The following is a 17,488-nucleotide window of genomic DNA, read 5'->3' as shown; positions in this document are numbered from 1 at the left end:
GCCGTGCACTGTTCTCCGCAGGGGCCGAGGGAGCTGGGACGGACCGGGGTCACCGTCCCGCCCCTGGGCCTGGGCTGCGCACCGCTCGGCAACCTCTACCGCGCCATCCCCGACGAGCAGGCGCAGCGCGTCGTCCACACCGCCCTCGCCACCGGCGCCGGCTACTTCGACACCGCCCCGCACTACGGCGTGGGCCTGTCCGAGGAACGCCTCGGCCGGGCGCTGCGCGGCCGCGACCGCGCCGCCTACACCCTCTCCACCAAGGTCGGCCGCCGGCTGCGGCCGCTCGCGCCGGGGGAGCGGGCCGCCGGCGAAGGCTTCGTGGACACCCCCGCCCGTGCCCGGGTACGGGACCTGACCCGCGACGGCATCCGCGCCACGCTGGACGCGTCCCTGCAGCGGCTCGGCGTGGACGCCGTCGACATCGTCTACCTCCACGACGTGGAGGACCACCTGCGGGAGGTGTACGAGACCGGCTTCCCGGCCCTCGCCGAGCTGCGCGCCGAGCGCGTGGTGCGCGCCATCGGCTTCGGCATGAACCACAGCGGTCTGCTGGCCCGCCTGGTCGCCGACCTGGATGTGGATGTGGTGCTCTGCGCCGGCCGCTGGACCCTGCTGGAACGCACCGCCTTCGACGACCTGCTGCCGGAGTGCGAGCGCCGCGGCACCTCCGTGGTCGTCGGCGGCGTCTACAACTCCGGCCTGTTGGCCGACCCGTCGCCCGGCGCGCCCTACGACTACGCGCCCGCGCCGCCCGCCCTCCTCGACCGGGCACGTCAACTCGGCGCCGTCTGCGCACGGTTCGGCATCCCCCTCAAGGCAGCCGCGCTCCGGTTCCCCTTCGGTCACCGTGCCGTCGCCTCCGCGGTCGTCGGTGCCGCCGGTCCCGAGGAGATGGCCGAGAACGCCGCGCTGTTCACCCGTCACATCCCGGACGAGCTGTGGCATACGCTCGTCGCCCGCGGCCTGCTCGACCCCGATCTGCCGCTGCCCTTGCACGACTGAGCCCGAGGCCGACGAGCCCGAGTCCGGCGGCCCGAGCGACGACCCCGCCCACGACCCCCGGAGCGCGCCCCTGATGCGTATCGACGCCCATCACCATCTGTGGGATCCGGCCCGGCGCGCGCAGCCGTGGATGGACGGGCCGTGGGCCGATCCGATCCGCCGCGGCTATGCGCTGAGCGACCTCACCCCGCATCTGACCGCGCACGGCCTCGACGGCACGATCCTCGTCCAGTCGTCGTCCTCGTACGAGGAGACCGCCGAACTCCTCACCCTCGCGGTGGGGGAGGGGCCGGTCACCGGTGTCGTCGGCTGGGCCGACCTCCGCGACCCGGCGCTCGCCCAGGTCCTCGCGGCGCTGCCCGCCGGCCTGGTGGGCATCCGGCACCAGGTGCAGGACGAACCGGACCCCGAGTGGCTGCTCCGCCCGGACGTGCTCCGGGGCCTGGGCATCGTGGCCGACGCCGGACTGGTCTACGACCTGTTGGTCACCCCGCGCGAACTGCCCGCCGCGCACGCCGCCGTACGCGCCGTTCCCCAGCTGGCCTTCGTGCTGGACCACGCCGGCAAACCGGCGGTCGCGACGGGGGACTGGCAGCCCTGGGCCGACGCTCTCACCGCGCTCGCCGGGCAGGCGAACGTCAGCTGCAAACTGTCCGGGCTGGTCACCGAGGCCGACTGGGACGCCTGGCGGCCGCAGCAGATCCTGCCCTATGCCCGGCATGTCCTGGAGGCCTTCGGTCCCGGCCGGGTGATGTTCGGCTCCGACTGGCCGGTGTGCACGCTGGCGGCCGGCTACGAAGACGTCGTGGCGCTCGCGGAGTCGGCGACCGCCCACCTGGACGCGGCGGAACGGTCGGACGTCTTCGGGGGAACGGCGGGGCGGGTGTACGGCGTCGGGACGCCGGCCGGGCAGGGGCAGCCGGGCCGCTGACGCGACGTCCGGATTCCGCCAGCTTCGTGATCCGCCGCGCCGGAGGATCGAGTCGCACCACGGAGAACACCGGCAGACCGGTGTACCCGGTGCGGAATGCGGCCGGCTCCGTGGGACTGCGGACGGCTCCGCAGGAATGTGGCCGGCTCCGTGGGACCGCGGACGGCCGCGGGCGACGACGGACGACTCGATGCGAAGGTGATGACGATGACGGCGACCGCGATGACGGCGACCGTGATGGCGGCCGTGACGGCGACGGCGGGGACCACGGCGGAGCACGGCCCCCGGCCGCTCACCGGCAAGGTGGCCCTGGTGACCGGCGGCAGCCGGGGCATCGGGGAGGCGACGGCGCTGCGGCTGGCCGCCGACGGTGCGGCGGTGGCCCTGACCTATCAGAGCCGACAGGAGAAGGCAGGACAGGTGGTCAAGGAGATCGAGCGGGGCGGCGGGCAGGCCTGGGCGGTACGGGCCGACAGCGGGGAAGCGGACGCGGTGCGGGCCTCGGTGGCCGGCACCGTCGAACGGTTCGGGCGGCTGGACATCCTGGTGAACAACGCGGGCATCGGCGTGCTCGGCCCCTTCGAGGACATCTCCCTGGATGACGTCGACCGGGTGCTGCGGACGAATGTCCGGGCCCCGTTCCTGGCGGCGCAGGCCGCGGCCGCTCATCTCGCCGAGGGCGGCCGGATCATCTCCATCGGCAGCTGTATGGCCGAGCGGGTCGCCTTCCCCGGCGGCACCCTCTACGCCACCAGCAAGGCCGCCCTCACCGGCCTGACCCGGACCCTGGCCAAGGAGCTGGGGCCGCGCGGCATCACCGCGAACCTCATCACCCCGGGCCCCATCGCCACCGATATGAACCCGGCCGACGGCGAGAGCGCGACGATGCAGGCCGGGCTCACCGCCCTGGGGGCGTACGGCCGGGCCTGGGACGTCGCGGCGACCGTGGCCCATCTGGCAGGCGAGGGCGGACGGTACATCACGGGCGCCTCGATCGCGGTGGACGGAGGCTTCGCGGCCTGACCGGCAGTGCCGGAGGGACAACAGTCCGGAGGGACGACCGTCCGGAGGGACGACCGTCCGGAGGGACGACCGCGGAGCACCGGAGGGGCAACCACGGGAGCACCGGAGGGACAACCGCCGCCCGGCACCGGCTCACAGCGACGCGCGCAACCACTGCTCCACACTGGCGATATGCACCGTCGCCCACGCCCGCGCCGCCTCCGCGTCCCGGTCGCGCAGCGCGCCGAGGATCGCGCGGTGCTCGGTGAGGGTGCGGGCCACCGCGTCCTTCTGCGTCAGCCCCCGCCAGATCCTGGCCCGGGTGGTCGGCCCGGACAGCCCGTCCAGCAGGGAGCAGAGCACGGAGTTGCCGGACGCCGCGACGATCCCGCGGTGGAACTCCAGATCGCCGGCGACCAGGTCCTCCACCGAAGGACTCGGCCCCAGCGCGTTCAACCGGTCCTCCAGGGAGTTCAGTTCCTCCAGGCCTATCCGGCCGGCCGCCATGGCCGTGGCGGCCGGCTCCAGGATCCGGCGGACGGCAAGGAACTCCAGCACGGTGTCGTCCCGGTGGAAGTCCACCACGAAGCTCATGGCCTCCAGCAGGAGTTGCGGATCGAGGCTGGTGACATACGTGCCGTCGCCCTGGCGCACATCCAGGATGCGGATCAGGGAGAGCGCGCGGACCGCCTCGCGCAGCGAGTTGCGGGACAGGCCGAGCTCGGCCGCCAGTTCGCTCTCTTTCGGCAGCCGGTCACCCGGCCGCAGCGCCCCGGAGACGATCATGCCCTTGATCTTCTCGATGGCCTCGTCGGTGACCGCCATGCCGACCTCCCCGTTCACACCCGCCCGGATGCCGTCACCCGGATGCCGTCACCCGGATACCGCCGCCCGGATGCCGGCACCCGGGTACCGCCGCCCGGATGCCGGCACAGACATCCGATGTCTGAGGCCCATTATGGCCCGGTACGCCGCCCCGCTCGCCCCCGTACGCGGTGCAGCCCATGGGGACGACGGAGGGGGCGGCCCCCGTGAACCGCCCCCTCGTCATGCGCTCTACGTCACCGTGAGGCGCCGTCAGCTCCCCGGCCGCCGTCCGCAGCGGCCGGGTGCCGCCGTCAGCCGGCCAGCATGTCCTTGACCTTGGCCCGCACGTCCTCCGTGTCCAGACCGCGGATCATCAGCGTGGTGCGGCGGCGCAGCACATCGTCGACCGTCTCGGCCCACTCGTTGTCCCGGGCGTAGGCGACCTGCGCCCAGATCTCCGGCGCGTCCGGGTGGATGCGCTCGGCCAGTGCCGGGTTCTCGTTCGCCAGCCGGACGATGTCGAAGGACAGCGAACCGTAGTGGGTGGCGAGGTGCCGGGCGGTCTCCGGAGCCATCCGCGGGCCGGGCGTACCGCCGTCGACGAGCAGCCGGTGCGCCACCGCGTTCGGGTTGGCGATACCGGGCAGCGGGAGCTTCTTCGGCAGGTGCGCGATCGGCTCCATGTCCTCGGCCAGCGGGTGGCCGGGCAGCGCGGCGAGCTTGTTCATGACCGTACGGCCGATGTGCCGGAAGGTCGTCCACTTGCCGCCGGCCACCGACAGCATGCCGCCGCTGCCCTCGGTGACGACCGTCTCGCGCTTGGCCTTGGAGGTGTCGCCGGGACCGCCGGGCAGCACCCGCAGACCCGCGAAGGAGTACGTGATCAGATCACGCGACAGCTGCTGGTCGCGGACGGAGAAGGCCGCCTCGTCCAGGATCTGGGCGGTGTCCTTCTCGGTGACGGAGACATCGGCCGGGTCGCCCTCGAACTCCTCGTCCGTGGTGCCCAGCAGCAGCATGTCCTCCCAGGGGAGGGCGAAGGTGATGCGGTACTTGTCGATCGGGGTGGCCAGCGCGGCCTTCCAGGGCGCGGTCCGCTTGAGGACCAGGTGCGCGCCCTTCGACAGCCGGATGGAGGGGGCCGCGTTCGGGTCCTCCATCTTGCGCAGGTGGTCCACCCACGGGCCGGTGGCGTTGAGCACCAGGCGGGCGTTGACGCCGAACTCCTCGCCCTCCATCCGGTCCTTGAGCTCCGCACCGGTGACCCGGCCCTGGGTGAAGCGCAGGCCGGTGACCTCGGCGTGGTTGAGGACCGTGGCGCCGGCCTCGACCGCCGCACGGACGGTCATCAGGGCCATCCGGGAGTCGTTCATCTGGTCGTCGCCGTACACGGCCACGGCCTTGAGGTTGTCCGTCCGCAGCTCCGGCACGTCGCGCTGCGCCTTGGCCGGGGATATGACGTGGCCGACGCCGTCGCCGAACGCGGACAGCGCCGAGTAAGCGAAGACGCCCGCGCCGAGCTTGGCCGCGCCGTGCGGGCCGCCCTTGTAGACGGGCAGGTAGAAGGTCAGGGGGTTGGCGAGGTGCGGTGCCACCTGGCGGGACACCGCACGCCGCTCGAAGTGGTTCTCCGCCACCAGCTTGACCGCGCCGGTCTGCAGGTAGCGCAGACCGCCGTGGAGCAGCTTGGAGGAGGCGGAGGAGGTGGCGCCGGCGAAGTCACCGGCGTCCACCAGGGCAACCCGCAGTCCGGCCTGTGCGGCGTGCCAGGCGGTGGAGATGCCCAGGATGCCGCCGCCGATCACCAGGAGGTCGTACGTCGCCTTGGAAAGCTGCTCCCGAGTCTCGGCGCGGCTCGCGTGCGAACCATTGGCCGGGTGCGTCCCGAGTGCCGGGGCGCTCTGCAGGGTGCTCATTTTTACTCCTCGACAGTGCTGTCATCGAGCCAGCCCATGGAACGTTCCACAGCCTTGAGCCAGCTCTTGTACTCGCGGTCACGGGTGGCCGCATCCATCCGGGGGGTCCACTCGGCGGCCCGGCGCCAGTTGGCGCGCAGCTCGTCGGTGCTGGACCAGAAGCCGACGGCCAGTCCGGCCGCGTAGGCCGCGCCGAGGCAGGTCGTCTCGGCGACCATCGGGCGCACCACGGGCGCGTCCAGGAAGTCCGAGATGGTCTGCATCAGCAGGTTGTTGGAGGTCATGCCGCCGTCGACCTTGAGCGCGGTCAGCTCGACGCCGGAGTCCTTGGTCATGGCGTCGGTGATCTCGCGGGTCTGCCAGGCGGTGGCCTCGAGCACGGCGCGGGCGATGTGCGCCTTGGTGACGTAGCGGGTCAGGCCCGCGATGACACCGCGCGCGTCCGAGCGCCAGTAGGGGGCGAACAGGCCGGAGAAGGCCGGCACGAAGTACGCGCCGCCGTTGTCCTCGACCGTGCTGGCCAGGGTCTCGATCTCGGCCGCGCTGTTGATCAGGCCCATCTGGTCGCGCATCCACTGGACGAGCGAGCCGGTGACGGCGATGGAGCCTTCCAGGGCGTAGACCGGCTGCTGGTCGCCGATGCGGTAGCCGACCGTGGTCAGCAGGCCGTTGTAGGAGTTCACCGGCTCGTGCCCGGTGTTCATCAGCATGAAGGTGCCGGTGCCGTACGTGGACTTGGCCTCGCCCTGCTCGAAGCAGGTCTGGCCGAACAGCGCGGCCTGCTGGTCACCGAGCGCCGAGGCGACCGGGACACCGGCCAGCACACCGCTGGTGGTGCGCCCGTAGACCTCGGAGGAGGACTTGATCTCCGGCAGCACGGCCGCCGGGATCTCCATCGACGAAAGGATCTTCGGGTCCCACTCCAGGCGGTGGAGGTTCATCAGCATGGTGCGCGAGGCGTTGGTGACGTCGGTGACGTGCACGCCGCCGTCGACCCCGCCGGTCAGGTTCCAGATGACCCAGGAGTCCATGGTGCCGAAGAGGATGTCGCCGCGCTCGGCGCGCTCGCGCAGGCCCTCGACGTTGTCGAGCAGCCAGCGGATCTTCGGGCCGGCGAAGTACGAGGCCAGCGGCAGGCCGGTCTCGCGGCGGAAGCGGTCCTGGCCGACGTTGCGGCCGAGCTCCTTGCAGAGCGCGTCGGTGCGGGTGTCCTGCCAGACGATGGCGTTGTGGACCGGCTCACCGGTGGTGCGGTCCCACAGGAGCGTGGTCTCGCGCTGGTTGGTGATACCGATCGCCTTGACGTCGGCGGCGGTGAGCCCGGCCTTGTGGACGGCGCTGTCGACGACCTGCTGGACGTTGTTCCAGATCTCGGTGGCGTCGTGCTCGACCCAGCCCGGCTTCGGGAAGATCTGCTCGTGCTCCTTCTGGTCGACCGAGACGATCCGGCCGTCCTTGTCGAAGACGATGCAGCGGCTGGACGTGGTCCCTTGGTCGATGGCCGCAATGAATGGGCCGTGCCCGTGGGAGGCGGTGCTGGGGGTGTCGCTCATGGTGTGCTCCAAGAAGTCGGTGCGGGCGGAGTCGGGGCGGTCAGGCGGCTCAGGCGAACGCCACCTGGTAGATACCACCGGCGAGGGCTCCGCCGATGAGCGGGCCGACGACCGGGATCCAGGCGTAGCCCCAGTCTGAACCGCCCTTGTTCCGCAGCGGCAGAAGCGCGTGCACGATGCGCGGGCCGAGGTCGCGGACCGGGTTGATGGCGTACCCGGTCGGACCGCCGAGCGACAGGCCGATGCCGGTGACGACCAGCGCGACCAGCAGGGTGCCGAGGACGCCGACGCCCTTGCCGTTGTCGCTCAGACCGAGCGTGAGGATCGACAGCACGAGCACGGTGGTGGCGATGATCTCGGTGGCCAGGTTCTGCACCGCGTTCCGGATCTCCGGGCCGGTGGAGAAGATGCCGAGGACCGGTCCGGCCGCCGGGGCGGCGGACTGGTCGACCAGTCCCTCCTCGCCGGTGTGGTCGGCCAGCACCTCGGGGTCACTCAGATGGGCCTGGAACTGCCCGTAGTAGGTGATCCACACCAGTACCGCGCCGATCATGGCGCCGAGCATCTCGCCGCCGAAGTAGACCGGCACCTGGCTCCACTCGATGCCGCCCTTGATGGCGAGACCGATCGTGACCGCAGGGTTGAGGTGGGCGCCGGACTTCGCGGCGATGTAGGCACCCGTGAGGACGGCGAAGCCCCACCCGAAGGCGATGGCGACCCATCCGGCGTTGAACGCCTTGGAGCGCTTGAACGTGACGGCGGCGCAGACGCCACCGCCGAGCAAGATCAGAACAGCGGTACCGATGGTCTCGCTGATGAAGATGTCGGAGCTGGACACCCGCGACTCCTTTGTCCTTCGTCCAGGGGAAGACGAACCCCGGGTCCCGTCCGGTGGTCCGCGCCCTCCTAGAGGGCGGTGGTCGGCCCGCGGCAATGCCCCACCATAGCGAATATTGCCGTTAGGTGTTCGACAATGCCGACCGACGAACGGCAGTTTTGTTCACCGGTAGAACCCCGTCAAGGGTTCCGTGGCGAAAAACTTAGGTGAACTTATGGGGTGAATCCGGTCAGAATCGCCCTGCGCCAAGATCCCGGGACACAGCGCGTGCGCAATCCCTCACAGCGGCGATGATTTCCGGCCGCAGATCACCCTCCTGGCAGACCCTCTCGACGGCCCCCGTGACGCCCACCGCACCCACCGGCATCCGCCGCCGGTCATGGATCGGCGCCGCCACCGACGCCACGCCCTCCCAGGTCTCCTCCACGTCCGCGGCCCAGCCCCGCGCCCGGATCAGGTCCAGCAGCCGCTCGAAGTCCGCCAGCCCGGTCACCGTTTGCGGGGTGAACGCCGTCCGGTCCGCCTCCACGATCTCGCTGTGCGCCACCGGGTCGTACGCCGACAGCACCTTGCCCAGCGCCGTGCTGTGCAGCGGGTGCATCGCGCCCACCTCCAGCACCTGCCGGCTGTCGTCCGGGCGGAAGACGTGGTGGACGATCAGCACCCCCTGCTGGTGCAGGACCCCCAGGTAGACGGCCTCGCCGCTGGAGCGGGCCAGATCGTCGGTCCACACCAGGGCGCGGGCGCGCAGCTCGTGCACGTCCAGGTAGCTGTTGCCCAGCCGCAGCAGCTCCGCGCCCAGCTGGTAGCGGCCGGACGCCACGTCCTGCTCGACGAAGCCCTCCTGCTGCAGGGTGCGCAGGATCCCGTGGGCGGTGCCCTTGGCCAGTCCCAGGGAGGAGGAGATGTCGGAGAGTCCCAGCCGCCGTTCCCCTCCTGCGAGCAGCCGCAGCATCGCTGCGGCGCGCTCCAGCGACTGGATGGTGCGTGCCATCGGGCAACCTCCGAAGTGAGCGGTTCGACAATGCTGAACGATATCGGTCCATGCCGACTTCAGTCAGCGTTCCGCAACCTTTTGCTGGGCGAACGGAGTCTGCCAACGATCACGGATGGTGCGCGCAGGGGGGTGGCGGGGAGCCGGGCGGTGCTGTCCACGGCGTGGAACGGGGAACACGTGTACCGGACCGGCAGCTACGCTGGCCGGGTGCGCCCTCTGAAGGCGGGTGCAAAGCCGACAGCCGTCGCAACCACGGGAGCATCTCCATGGCCTCGAACACGCCAACGTCCGACAACACGTCTCGCGTCGCATCCCTGCGCGAGGCGCTTGCCTCGCGGGTGGTGGTCGCCGACGGGGCGATGGGCACCATGCTGCAGGCGCAGGATCCGTCCATGGAGGACTTCCAGCAGCTCGAGGGCTGCAACGAGATCCTCAATCTCACCCGGCCCGACATCGTGCGCTCGGTGCACGAGGAGTACTTCGCGGTCGGTGTCGACTGCGTGGAGACCAATACCTTCGGTGCGAATTTCGCCGCGCTCGCGGAGTACGACATCCCCGAGCGGGTCTTCGAGCTGTCGGAGTCCGGTGCCCGGATCGCCCGTGAGGTCGCCGACGAGTTCACCGCCTCCACCGGCCAGCAGCGCTACGTCCTCGGTTCCATGGGGCCCGGCACCAAGCTGCCGACGCTGGGCCACGCCCCGTACGTCACGCTGCGTGACGCCTACCAGCAGAACGCCGAGGGCATGATCGCCGGCGGCGCCGATGCCCTCCTGGTGGAGACCACCCAGGACCTCCTGCAGACCAAGGCCGCCATTCTCGGTGCCCGCCGGGCGCTCAAGGCCACCGGCAGCAACCTGCCGGTGATCTGTTCGGTGACCGTGGAGACGACCGGCACCATGCTGCTGGGCTCGGAGATCGGTGCCGCGCTGACGGCGCTGGAGCCGCTGGGCATCGACATGATCGGCCTGAACTGCGCCACCGGCCCCGCCGAGATGAGCGAGCACCTGCGCTACCTGGCCCGGCACTCGCGCATCCCGCTGGCGTGCATGCCGAACGCGGGCCTGCCGGTGCTGGGCAAGGACGGGGCGCACTACCCGCTGACCGCGACGGAGCTGGCCGACGCCCAGGAGACCTTCGTCGCCGAGTACGGCCTCACCCTGGTCGGTGGCTGCTGCGGTACGACGCCGGAGCACCTGCGGCAGGTCGTCGAGCGGGTCCGCGGCACCGCCCCCACCGCCCGCGAGCCGCGCCCCGAGCCGGGCGCCGCCTCGCTGTACCAGACGGTGCCCTTCCGCCAGGACACCTCGTACCTGGCGATCGGCGAGCGGACGAACGCCAACGGGTCGAAGAAGTTCCGGGAGGCGATGCTGGAGGGCCGCTGGGACGACTGCGTGGAGATGGCGCGCGACCAGATCCGTGAGGGCGCCCACATGCTCGACCTGTGCGTCGACTACGTCGGCCGGGACGGCGTGGCCGACATGGAGGAGCTGGCCGGCCGGTTCGCCACCGCCTCCACCCTGCCGATCGTGCTGGACTCCACGGAGCTGAACGTCATCCAGGCCGGCCTGGAAAAGCTCGGCGGCCGTGCGGTGATCAACTCCGTCAACTACGAGGACGGGGACGGTCCGGAGTCGCGGTTCGCGAAGGTCACCGCGCTGGCGGCCGAGCACGGCGCGGCGCTGATCGCGCTGACCATCGACGAAGAGGGCCAGGCCCGCACCGCCGAGCACAAGGTCGCCATCGCCGAGCGGCTGATCGAGGACCTGACGGGCAACTGGGGCATCCACGAGTCGGACATCCTCATCGACTGCCTGACCTTCACCATCTGCACGGGCCAGGAGGAGTCCCGCAAGGATGGCATCGCCACCATCGAGGCGATCCGCGAGCTGAAGAAGCGCCATCCGGACGTCCAGACCACCCTCGGTCTGTCCAACATCTCCTTCGGCCTGAACCCGGCCGCGCGCATCGTCCTCAACTCCGTGTTCCTGGACGAGTGCGTCAAGGCCGGCCTGGACTCCGCGATCGTGCACGCGAGCAAGATCCTGCCGATCGCGCGGCTGGAGGAGGAGCAGGTCAAGGCTGCCCTCGACCTCGTCTACGACCGGCGCAGCGAGGGCTATGACCCGCTGCAGAAGCTGATGGAGCTGTTCGAGGGCGTCAACACCAAGTCGATGAAGGCCGGGCGGGCCGAGGAACTTCTCGCCCTGCCGCTGGAGGAGCGCCTCAAGCGGCGCATCATCGACGGGGAGAAGAACGGCCTCGACACCGACCTGGAGGAAGCTCTCCAGGACCGCCCGGCCCTCGACATCGTCAACGACACCCTTCTGGAGGGCATGAAGGTCGTCGGCGAGCTGTTCGGGTCGGGGCAGATGCAGCTGCCGTTCGTGCTGCAGTCCGCCGAGGTCATGAAGAGCGCGGTGGCCTACCTGGAGCCGCACATGGAGAAGTCGGACGACGAGGGCAAGGGCACCATCGTGCTGGCCACCGTCCGCGGCGACGTCCATGACATCGGCAAGAACCTCGTCGACATCATCCTGTCCAACAACGGCTACAACGTGGTCAACCTCGGCATCAAGCAGCCGGTCTCGGCGATCCTGGAAGCCGCCGAGGAACACCGCGCCGATGTCATCGGGATGTCCGGGCTGCTGGTCAAGTCCACGGTGATCATGAAGGAGAACCTGGAAGAGCTCAACCAGCGCAAGATGGCGGCCGACTTCCCCGTCATCCTCGGCGGCGCCGCACTGACCCGCGCCTATGTCGAACAGGACCTCCACGAGATCTACGAGGGCGAGGTCCGCTACGCCCGCGACGCGTTCGAGGGCCTGCGCCTGATGGACGCCCTGATCGCGGTCAAGCGCGGCGTGCCCGGCGCCACCCTCCCCGAGCTCAAGCAGCGCCGGGTGCCCAAGCGGGACACGGCCGTGCTGGAGGTCGAGGAGCCCGAGGGCGCGGTGCGCTCCGACGTCGCCATCGACAACCCGGTCCCCGAGCCGCCGTTCTGGGGGACCCGCGTCGTCAAGGGCATCCAGCTCGCCGACTACGCGTCCTGGCTGGACGAGGGCGCCCTCTTCAAGGGGCAGTGGGGCCTCAAGCAGGCCCGCACCGGTGACGGCCCGACGTACGAGGAGCTGGTGGAGACCGAGGGACGCCCCCGGCTGCGCGGCTGGCTCGACAAGCTCCAGACCGAGAACCTGCTGGAAGCCGCCGTCGTGCACGGCTACTTCCCGTGCGTGTCCAAGGGCGAGGACCTGATCCTGCTGCACGAGGACGGCACCGAACGCACCCGCTTCACCTTCCCCCGCCAGCGCCGCGGCCGGCGCCTGTGCCTGGCCGACTACTTCCGCCCCGAGGAGACCGGCGAGACGGATGTCGTCGGGCTCCAGGTCGTCACGGTCGGCTCCAAGATCGGCGGCGCCACCGCCGAACTCTTCGAGGCCAACTCCTACCGCGACTACCTCGAACTCCACGGCCTGTCCGTCCAGTTGGCCGAAGCCCTCGCCGAGTACTGGCACGCCCGGGTCCGCGCCGAGCTGGGCTTCGCGGGCGAGGACCCGGCCGACGTCGAGGACATGTTCGCCCTCAAGTACCGCGGCGCGCGCTTCTCGCTGGGCTACGGCGCCTGCCCCGACCTGGAGGACCGCGCCAAGATCGCCGACCTGCTGCAGCCGGAGCGGATCGGCGTCGAGCTCTCCGAGGAGTTCCAGCTGCACCCCGAGCAGTCCACCGACGCCATCGTCATCCACCACCCCGAGGCGAAGTACTTCAACGCGCGGTAGCGGGGCGAGCCCGGAGCGGACCCGGAGGGCCGGGAGCCCACCGGGGGCGCCGTGACACTCGGTGATTCCGCGTGAGCGGGTCAGGGCCGCCCCCGGGTCCCTCCGGGACGGCCCTGACCTCCTTCACCACGCATTCCGGCCCGTACCGTCGTACACTTATCGGTCCGGTAGTGGCCGGTCGTCTCCCCAGCCGGGGATGGCGACCGGCCCTTTCGTCCCTTCGGGGACGTCGCAACGGAGGTGGATGGATGACCAGCAGCATCCCCGCAGTCGGCACCCGAACGGCCGAAGCCGCGACCCTCCAAGCCGTATTCCTCGATCTGGACGGCACGCTCGTCGACACCGAGGGATTCTGGTGGGAGGCGGAGGCGGAAGTCTTCGCCGAGCTCGGCCACATCCTCGACGACACCCACCGCGAGGTCGTGGTCGGCGGCCCGATGACCCGCAGCGCCGGGTATCTGATTCAGGCCACCGGTGTCGACATCAGCCTGACCGAGCTCAGCGTGCTGCTCAACGCCGCCTTCCTGGCCCGGATCAGGCGGGGCATCCCCCTGATGCCGGGCGCCCGCCGGCTGCTGGCCGAGCTGGCCGCCCACGAGGTGCCCGCCGCTCTGGTCTCCGCCTCGCACCGCGCCATCGTCGACCAGATGCTGCACTCCCTGGGCCCGGAGAACTTCCGGCTGACCCTCGCGGGCGACGACCTGGAGCGCACCAAACCGCACCCGGACCCGTATCTGACGGCCGCCGCGCGCCTGGGGGCCGACCCGGCGTGCTGCGCGGTCATCGAGGACACCCTGACCGGTGTGGCCGCGGGGGAGGCCGCGGGCTGCCCGGTCGTCGCGGTGCCCTCGGTGACGCCGATCCCGCCGGCCGCGGGCCGTACGGTCGTGCCCTCGCTGGAAGAAGTCGATCTCCCATTTCTCCGTACGCTCATCACGGAAAGCCGGGGATCCGTGCACTGAGCGTGTCCCGGAGAATGCCCGTCAGAACCGAGGGGAGCGGCCCGCTCATTTTCCGTGACGAATGCGATGACCGAATTCCGGCCTCGCCGCTGTTCCTTGAACGCGTGACGTTTCTCACGTGCCGGGCCGTCGACAGTGGGACCCATGGGTGTTCCAGAGGGGCTGCCGGGGGGTTTGGGCGGGGGTAAGTGTCCGGATTGGTGGAGCAACGCGCGAATCGTTCCACCGTCCGGATATCGATCACCCGCCCGTCGTTATCCGGAGCCCATATCGAATCAACTCCTTTGCGTCTGAGAGCGGCTGGCCGTTCCTACTAATGTCGACGCGAGCAACACCTCTGCGCTGATAAGGAACCTGCCGACGATGAATCGCAAGACCCTGGTGCTGCCGGCGCTGGCCGGTCTCCTCGCCCCCGTTCTCGCAGCCTGTGGCAGCACGGACGGCGCGGGCGAAGGCGGCGATCCGATCGTCGTGGGCGTCCCCACCGTGATCGAGGCGACCAAGGCGGCGCCCGCGCCGCTCGACCCGGCGCAGGCCTACGACGTCGATGCGTGGAACATGCTGCGCGGCACCCTGCAGACGCTGATGCGGCTGCCCAGGACCGGCACCGCGCCGGTACCCGAGGCGGCCGAATCCTGCGGGTTCCGCGACACCCAGAACGAGCAGTACCGCTGCACCCTGCGCAGCGGTCTGAAGTTCTCCAACGGGCACGCCCTGACGGCACAGGACGTCAAGTTCTCCCTCGACCGCATGCGGACCATCAACAACACCAACGGTCCGGTCGCGCTGCTCGACGACATCGACAAGGTCGAGACGCCCAACGACAAGGAGGTGGTCTTCCACCTCCGCAAGCCGGACGCCACCTTCCCGCAGAAGCTCGCCACCCCCGCCGCGGCCATCGTCGACAGCGAGGTGTACCCCAAGGGCCGTCTCTACAGCGGCTTCGACGTGGTCGGCTCCGGCCCGTACACGCTGAAGACGGAGCGCAGGAACAACCGCATCACCAAGGCCACCTTCACCAAGAACCCCGGCTACAAGGGCGGGGTGAACGTGAAGAACGACAAGGTCGAGATGCGCTTCTACGCCGACTCCAAGGCCACGGAGCAGGGGTTGCGCAAGGGTGATGTCGATCTGATGTACCGCGGGCTGTCGCCCGACCAGATCAGGGAACTGCAGAACTCCCAGGACAAGCACGTCATGATCCAGGAGATGCCGGGGCAGGAAATCCGGTACCTGGCCTTCAACATCAAGGACCCGGCCGTCTCCAACAAGGCCGTGCGGAAGGCGATGGCGCAGATCGTCAACCGCTCGGAGCTGGTGCGCGACGTCTACTCCTACACCGGCGACCCCCTCTACTCGATGGTTCCCACCGGCCTCACCGGTCACATCAACTCGTTCTTCACCAAGTACGGGAACCCCAGCGTGACCGCGGCCCGTAAGACGCTGCAGCAGGCGAACATCTCCACCCCGGTGAAGTTCACCCTCACGTACACCACGAACCACTACGGCTCCAGCACCGCCAAGGAAGTCCGTGCGCTGCAGAGCCAGCTCAACAGCACCAAGCTGTTCGACGTCAGCGTCAAGGGCGTCGACAGCTGGCAGCAGTACCGGACCGACGCCCTGCACGGCAAGTACAGCGTCTACAACATGGGCTGGTTCGCGGACATCCCGGACCCGGACAACTACATCGCGCCGTTCATCGGCAAGCAGAACTTCCTCGGCTCCCCGTACCGCAACCCCAAGATCGAGTCGCAGCTGATCCCGGACAGCCGGCAGCAGAGCGACCGCAACGCCGCCGCGGCCAACTTCAAGCAGGCGCAGGACCTCATCGCCGACGACGTACCCCTCCTCCCGCTGTGGCAGGGCAAGCAGTACGTGGTCGCCCGCGATGACGTCACCGGCATCGAGTGGGCGCTCAACTCCTCCTCGTCGCTGCAGATCTGGGAGCTCAGCCGCGGCGTCGCCGACTGAGCCCGCGGATCGGCCCGATGCAGTACACCCCGCCACGGCCTCCCCGCCGCGGCCCGACAGGCACCACCCAGAACGTGAGGACCGTTTAGTGAGGAAGCGTGACCAGTGGCTGGCCGCCCCGATCGGAGCCGGGCTGGCCACAGCCCTGCTCGCGGTCGCCGGGTGCGGCACGGACGACTCGGGGGCGGCCGGCACCGGCGAGCCCGTGGTCATGGGGATGACGGACAAGGTCCAGTCCACCGACCCGGCGTCCGGCTACGAGCCGGGATCATGGCTGTTGTTCAACAACGTCTTCCAGTCCCTGCTGAGCTTCCCCAAGGGAGGCACCACCCCCGAGCCGGAGGCCGCCGAACGCTGCGGCTTCACCGACAGCGACAGCAAGGTCTACCGCTGCACCCTCAAGGACGGCCTCAAGTTCAGCAACGGTGACGCGCTGACCTCCAAGGACGTCAAGTACTCCTTCGACCGCACCCGGCGCATCAAGGACCGCAACGGCCCCGCCGTGATGTTCTCCGCGCTCGACACGGTCGAGGCACCGGACGCCAAAACCGTGATCTTCCGGCTGAAGTCGCCCGACGCGACCTTCCCGATGAAGATAGCCTCCGGCGCCGGCTCCATCGTGGACCACGCCGACTACCCCGCCGACCGGTTGCGCACCGACGGCAAGGCCACCGGCTCCGGCGTCTACACCCTCAAGGAGTACAGCTCCCAGAAGGCCGTCTTCGGCGTCAACGGCTCGTACAAGGGCCCCGCCAAGGTCAAGAACTCCGGGATGACCGTGAAGTTCTTCAACCGCCCCGACAAGCTCAAGACGGCCGTCGAGAAGGGCGACGTCGATGTCGCCTACCGCGGCCTGTCCATGAAGGACATCGCGGCACTCGACAACGCCTCGCTGAAGCAGCAGCACGGCACCCAGGTCGTCGAGGGCGCCAGCGCCGAGGTCATGCACCTGGTCTTCAACCTCAAGGACCCGGTCGCCGGCAAACTGGGCGTCCGCAAGGCGATCGCCTACCTGCTGGACCGCTCCACCCTGGTCCGGGACGTCTACCAGCGCACCGCGGTGCCGCTGTACTCGATCGTCCCGGCCGGCATCACCGGCCACAGCACCTCCTTCTTCAACACCTACGGCGACAGCCCGAAGCCCGACAAGGCCAAGGACGCACTGCGCCAGGCCGGCTACAACGGCAAGGTGCCGCTCACGCTGTGGGCCACCCCCGACCGCTTCGGCCCCGGCACCGTCCCGGCCTTCGAGAAAATCGCCCAACAGCTCAACGCCGGCGGCCTGTTCGACGCCAAGGTGCGCACCCTGCCCACCAAGGAGTACGAGCAGGGCGTGGCCTCCGGCCGGTTCGGCGTCTACGTCAAGGGCTGGATCCCCGACTATCCGGACCCCGACAACTTCACCGCGCCGTTCTTCGGCAAGGACAGCGTGGTGGCCAACCACTACAGCTCGCCCACCATCACCGGGCACCTGCTGCCCAAGACGGCCGACCAGCCGGACCGGGGCGCCACCAAGTCCCAGTTCCGGCAGCTGCAGGACATCGTCGCGCAGGACGTGCCGATGATCCCGCTCTGGCAGGGCAAGCAGTACGCGGTGGCCCGTGATGGGGTCTCCGGCCTGCAATGGACCCTGGACCCCTCGACCGTCTTCCGGTTCTGGGAGATCAGCAAGTCGTCCGAGGCCTGACCGGACCTGACACACACCGGCGGGGCCGGCCCGGGAATCTCCC

Annotated in this window: 12 protein-coding genes; 7 read left to right on the top strand and 5 right to left on the bottom strand. The window is 70.0% G+C overall.

Going from position 1 to position 17,488, the window contains the following annotated elements:
* Window positions 1–3 precede the first annotated feature (3 nt).
* The 3 genes from CFW40_RS06590 (at window position 4) to CFW40_RS06580 (ending at window position 2,959) form a co-directional block, all read left to right on the top strand.
* Window positions 4–1,005: an aldo/keto reductase gene (locus tag CFW40_RS06590; RefSeq protein WP_256331566.1), complete on the top strand. Its 1,002-nt coding sequence runs from the start codon at window positions 4–6 to the stop codon at window positions 1,003–1,005.
* A gap of 73 nt (window positions 1,006–1,078) precedes the next feature.
* A complete protein-coding gene (locus tag CFW40_RS06585; RefSeq protein ID WP_088796897.1) occupies window positions 1,079–1,936 on the top strand; it encodes an amidohydrolase in 858 nt (285 codons plus the stop codon).
* Between the two features lie 237 nt (window positions 1,937–2,173).
* Window positions 2,174–2,959, top strand: coding sequence for an SDR family oxidoreductase (locus CFW40_RS06580; RefSeq protein WP_256331819.1), 786 nt, complete (start codon window positions 2,174–2,176; stop codon window positions 2,957–2,959).
* 132 nt (window positions 2,960–3,091) lie between these two features.
* On the opposite strand, the gene CFW40_RS06575 is transcribed toward CFW40_RS06580, so the two are convergent.
* The 5 genes from CFW40_RS06575 to CFW40_RS06555 all read right to left on the bottom strand — a co-directional run bounded on the left by CFW40_RS06575 (window position 3,092) and on the right by CFW40_RS06555 (window position 9,046).
* Entirely contained in the window at window positions 3,092–3,763 is a 672-nt protein-coding gene (locus tag CFW40_RS06575) for a FadR/GntR family transcriptional regulator (protein WP_088796896.1), read from the bottom strand.
* Between the two features lie 293 nt (window positions 3,764–4,056).
* Window positions 4,057–5,661, bottom strand: a complete 1,605-nt coding sequence (locus tag CFW40_RS06570; protein ID WP_088796895.1) for a glycerol-3-phosphate dehydrogenase/oxidase — start codon at window positions 5,659–5,661, stop codon at window positions 4,057–4,059.
* A 2-nt stretch (window positions 5,662–5,663) separates the two neighbouring features.
* Entirely contained in the window at window positions 5,664–7,214 is a 1,551-nt protein-coding gene (gene glpK / locus CFW40_RS06565) for a glycerol kinase GlpK (protein WP_088796894.1), read from the bottom strand.
* A 49-nt stretch (window positions 7,215–7,263) separates the two neighbouring features.
* Window positions 7,264–8,052 carry an MIP/aquaporin family protein gene (locus CFW40_RS06560; protein WP_088796893.1) on the bottom strand — a complete coding sequence of 263 codons (789 nt, stop codon included), beginning with the start codon at window positions 8,050–8,052 and terminating at the stop codon, window positions 7,264–7,266.
* Between the two features lie 229 nt (window positions 8,053–8,281).
* Window positions 8,282–9,046 carry an IclR family transcriptional regulator gene (locus CFW40_RS06555; RefSeq protein WP_088796892.1) on the bottom strand — a complete coding sequence of 255 codons (765 nt, stop codon included), beginning with the start codon at window positions 9,044–9,046 and terminating at the stop codon, window positions 8,282–8,284.
* Between the two features lie 269 nt (window positions 9,047–9,315).
* On the opposite strand from CFW40_RS06555, the gene metH reads away from it, so the two are divergent.
* The 4 genes from metH (at window position 9,316) to CFW40_RS06535 (ending at window position 17,445) form a co-directional block, all read left to right on the top strand.
* On the top strand, window positions 9,316–12,825 hold the full coding sequence (gene metH / locus CFW40_RS06550; RefSeq protein WP_088796891.1) for a methionine synthase: 3,510 nt from the start codon (window positions 9,316–9,318) through the stop codon (window positions 12,823–12,825).
* A gap of 248 nt (window positions 12,826–13,073) precedes the next feature.
* Entirely contained in the window at window positions 13,074–13,787 is a 714-nt protein-coding gene (locus CFW40_RS06545) for an HAD family phosphatase (RefSeq protein WP_088796890.1), read from the top strand.
* 363 nt (window positions 13,788–14,150) lie between these two features.
* Window positions 14,151–15,758, top strand: a complete 1,608-nt coding sequence (locus CFW40_RS06540; RefSeq protein ID WP_088796889.1) for an ABC transporter substrate-binding protein — start codon at window positions 14,151–14,153, stop codon at window positions 15,756–15,758.
* An 88-nt stretch (window positions 15,759–15,846) separates the two neighbouring features.
* Window positions 15,847–17,445 (top strand): ABC transporter substrate-binding protein, encoded by a 1,599-nt coding sequence (locus CFW40_RS06535; RefSeq protein WP_088796888.1) that lies wholly within the window; start codon window positions 15,847–15,849, stop codon window positions 17,443–17,445.
* Window positions 17,446–17,488: the final 43 nt, after the last annotated feature.

This window comes from Streptomyces sp. 2114.4 (assembly GCF_900187385.1).
In the GTDB taxonomy this organism is placed as follows: domain Bacteria; phylum Actinomycetota; class Actinomycetes; order Streptomycetales; family Streptomycetaceae; genus Streptomyces; species Streptomyces mooreae.
Note: the sequence above shows the minus strand (reverse complement) of the source record. Positions and strands in the feature narration are given on the sequence as shown.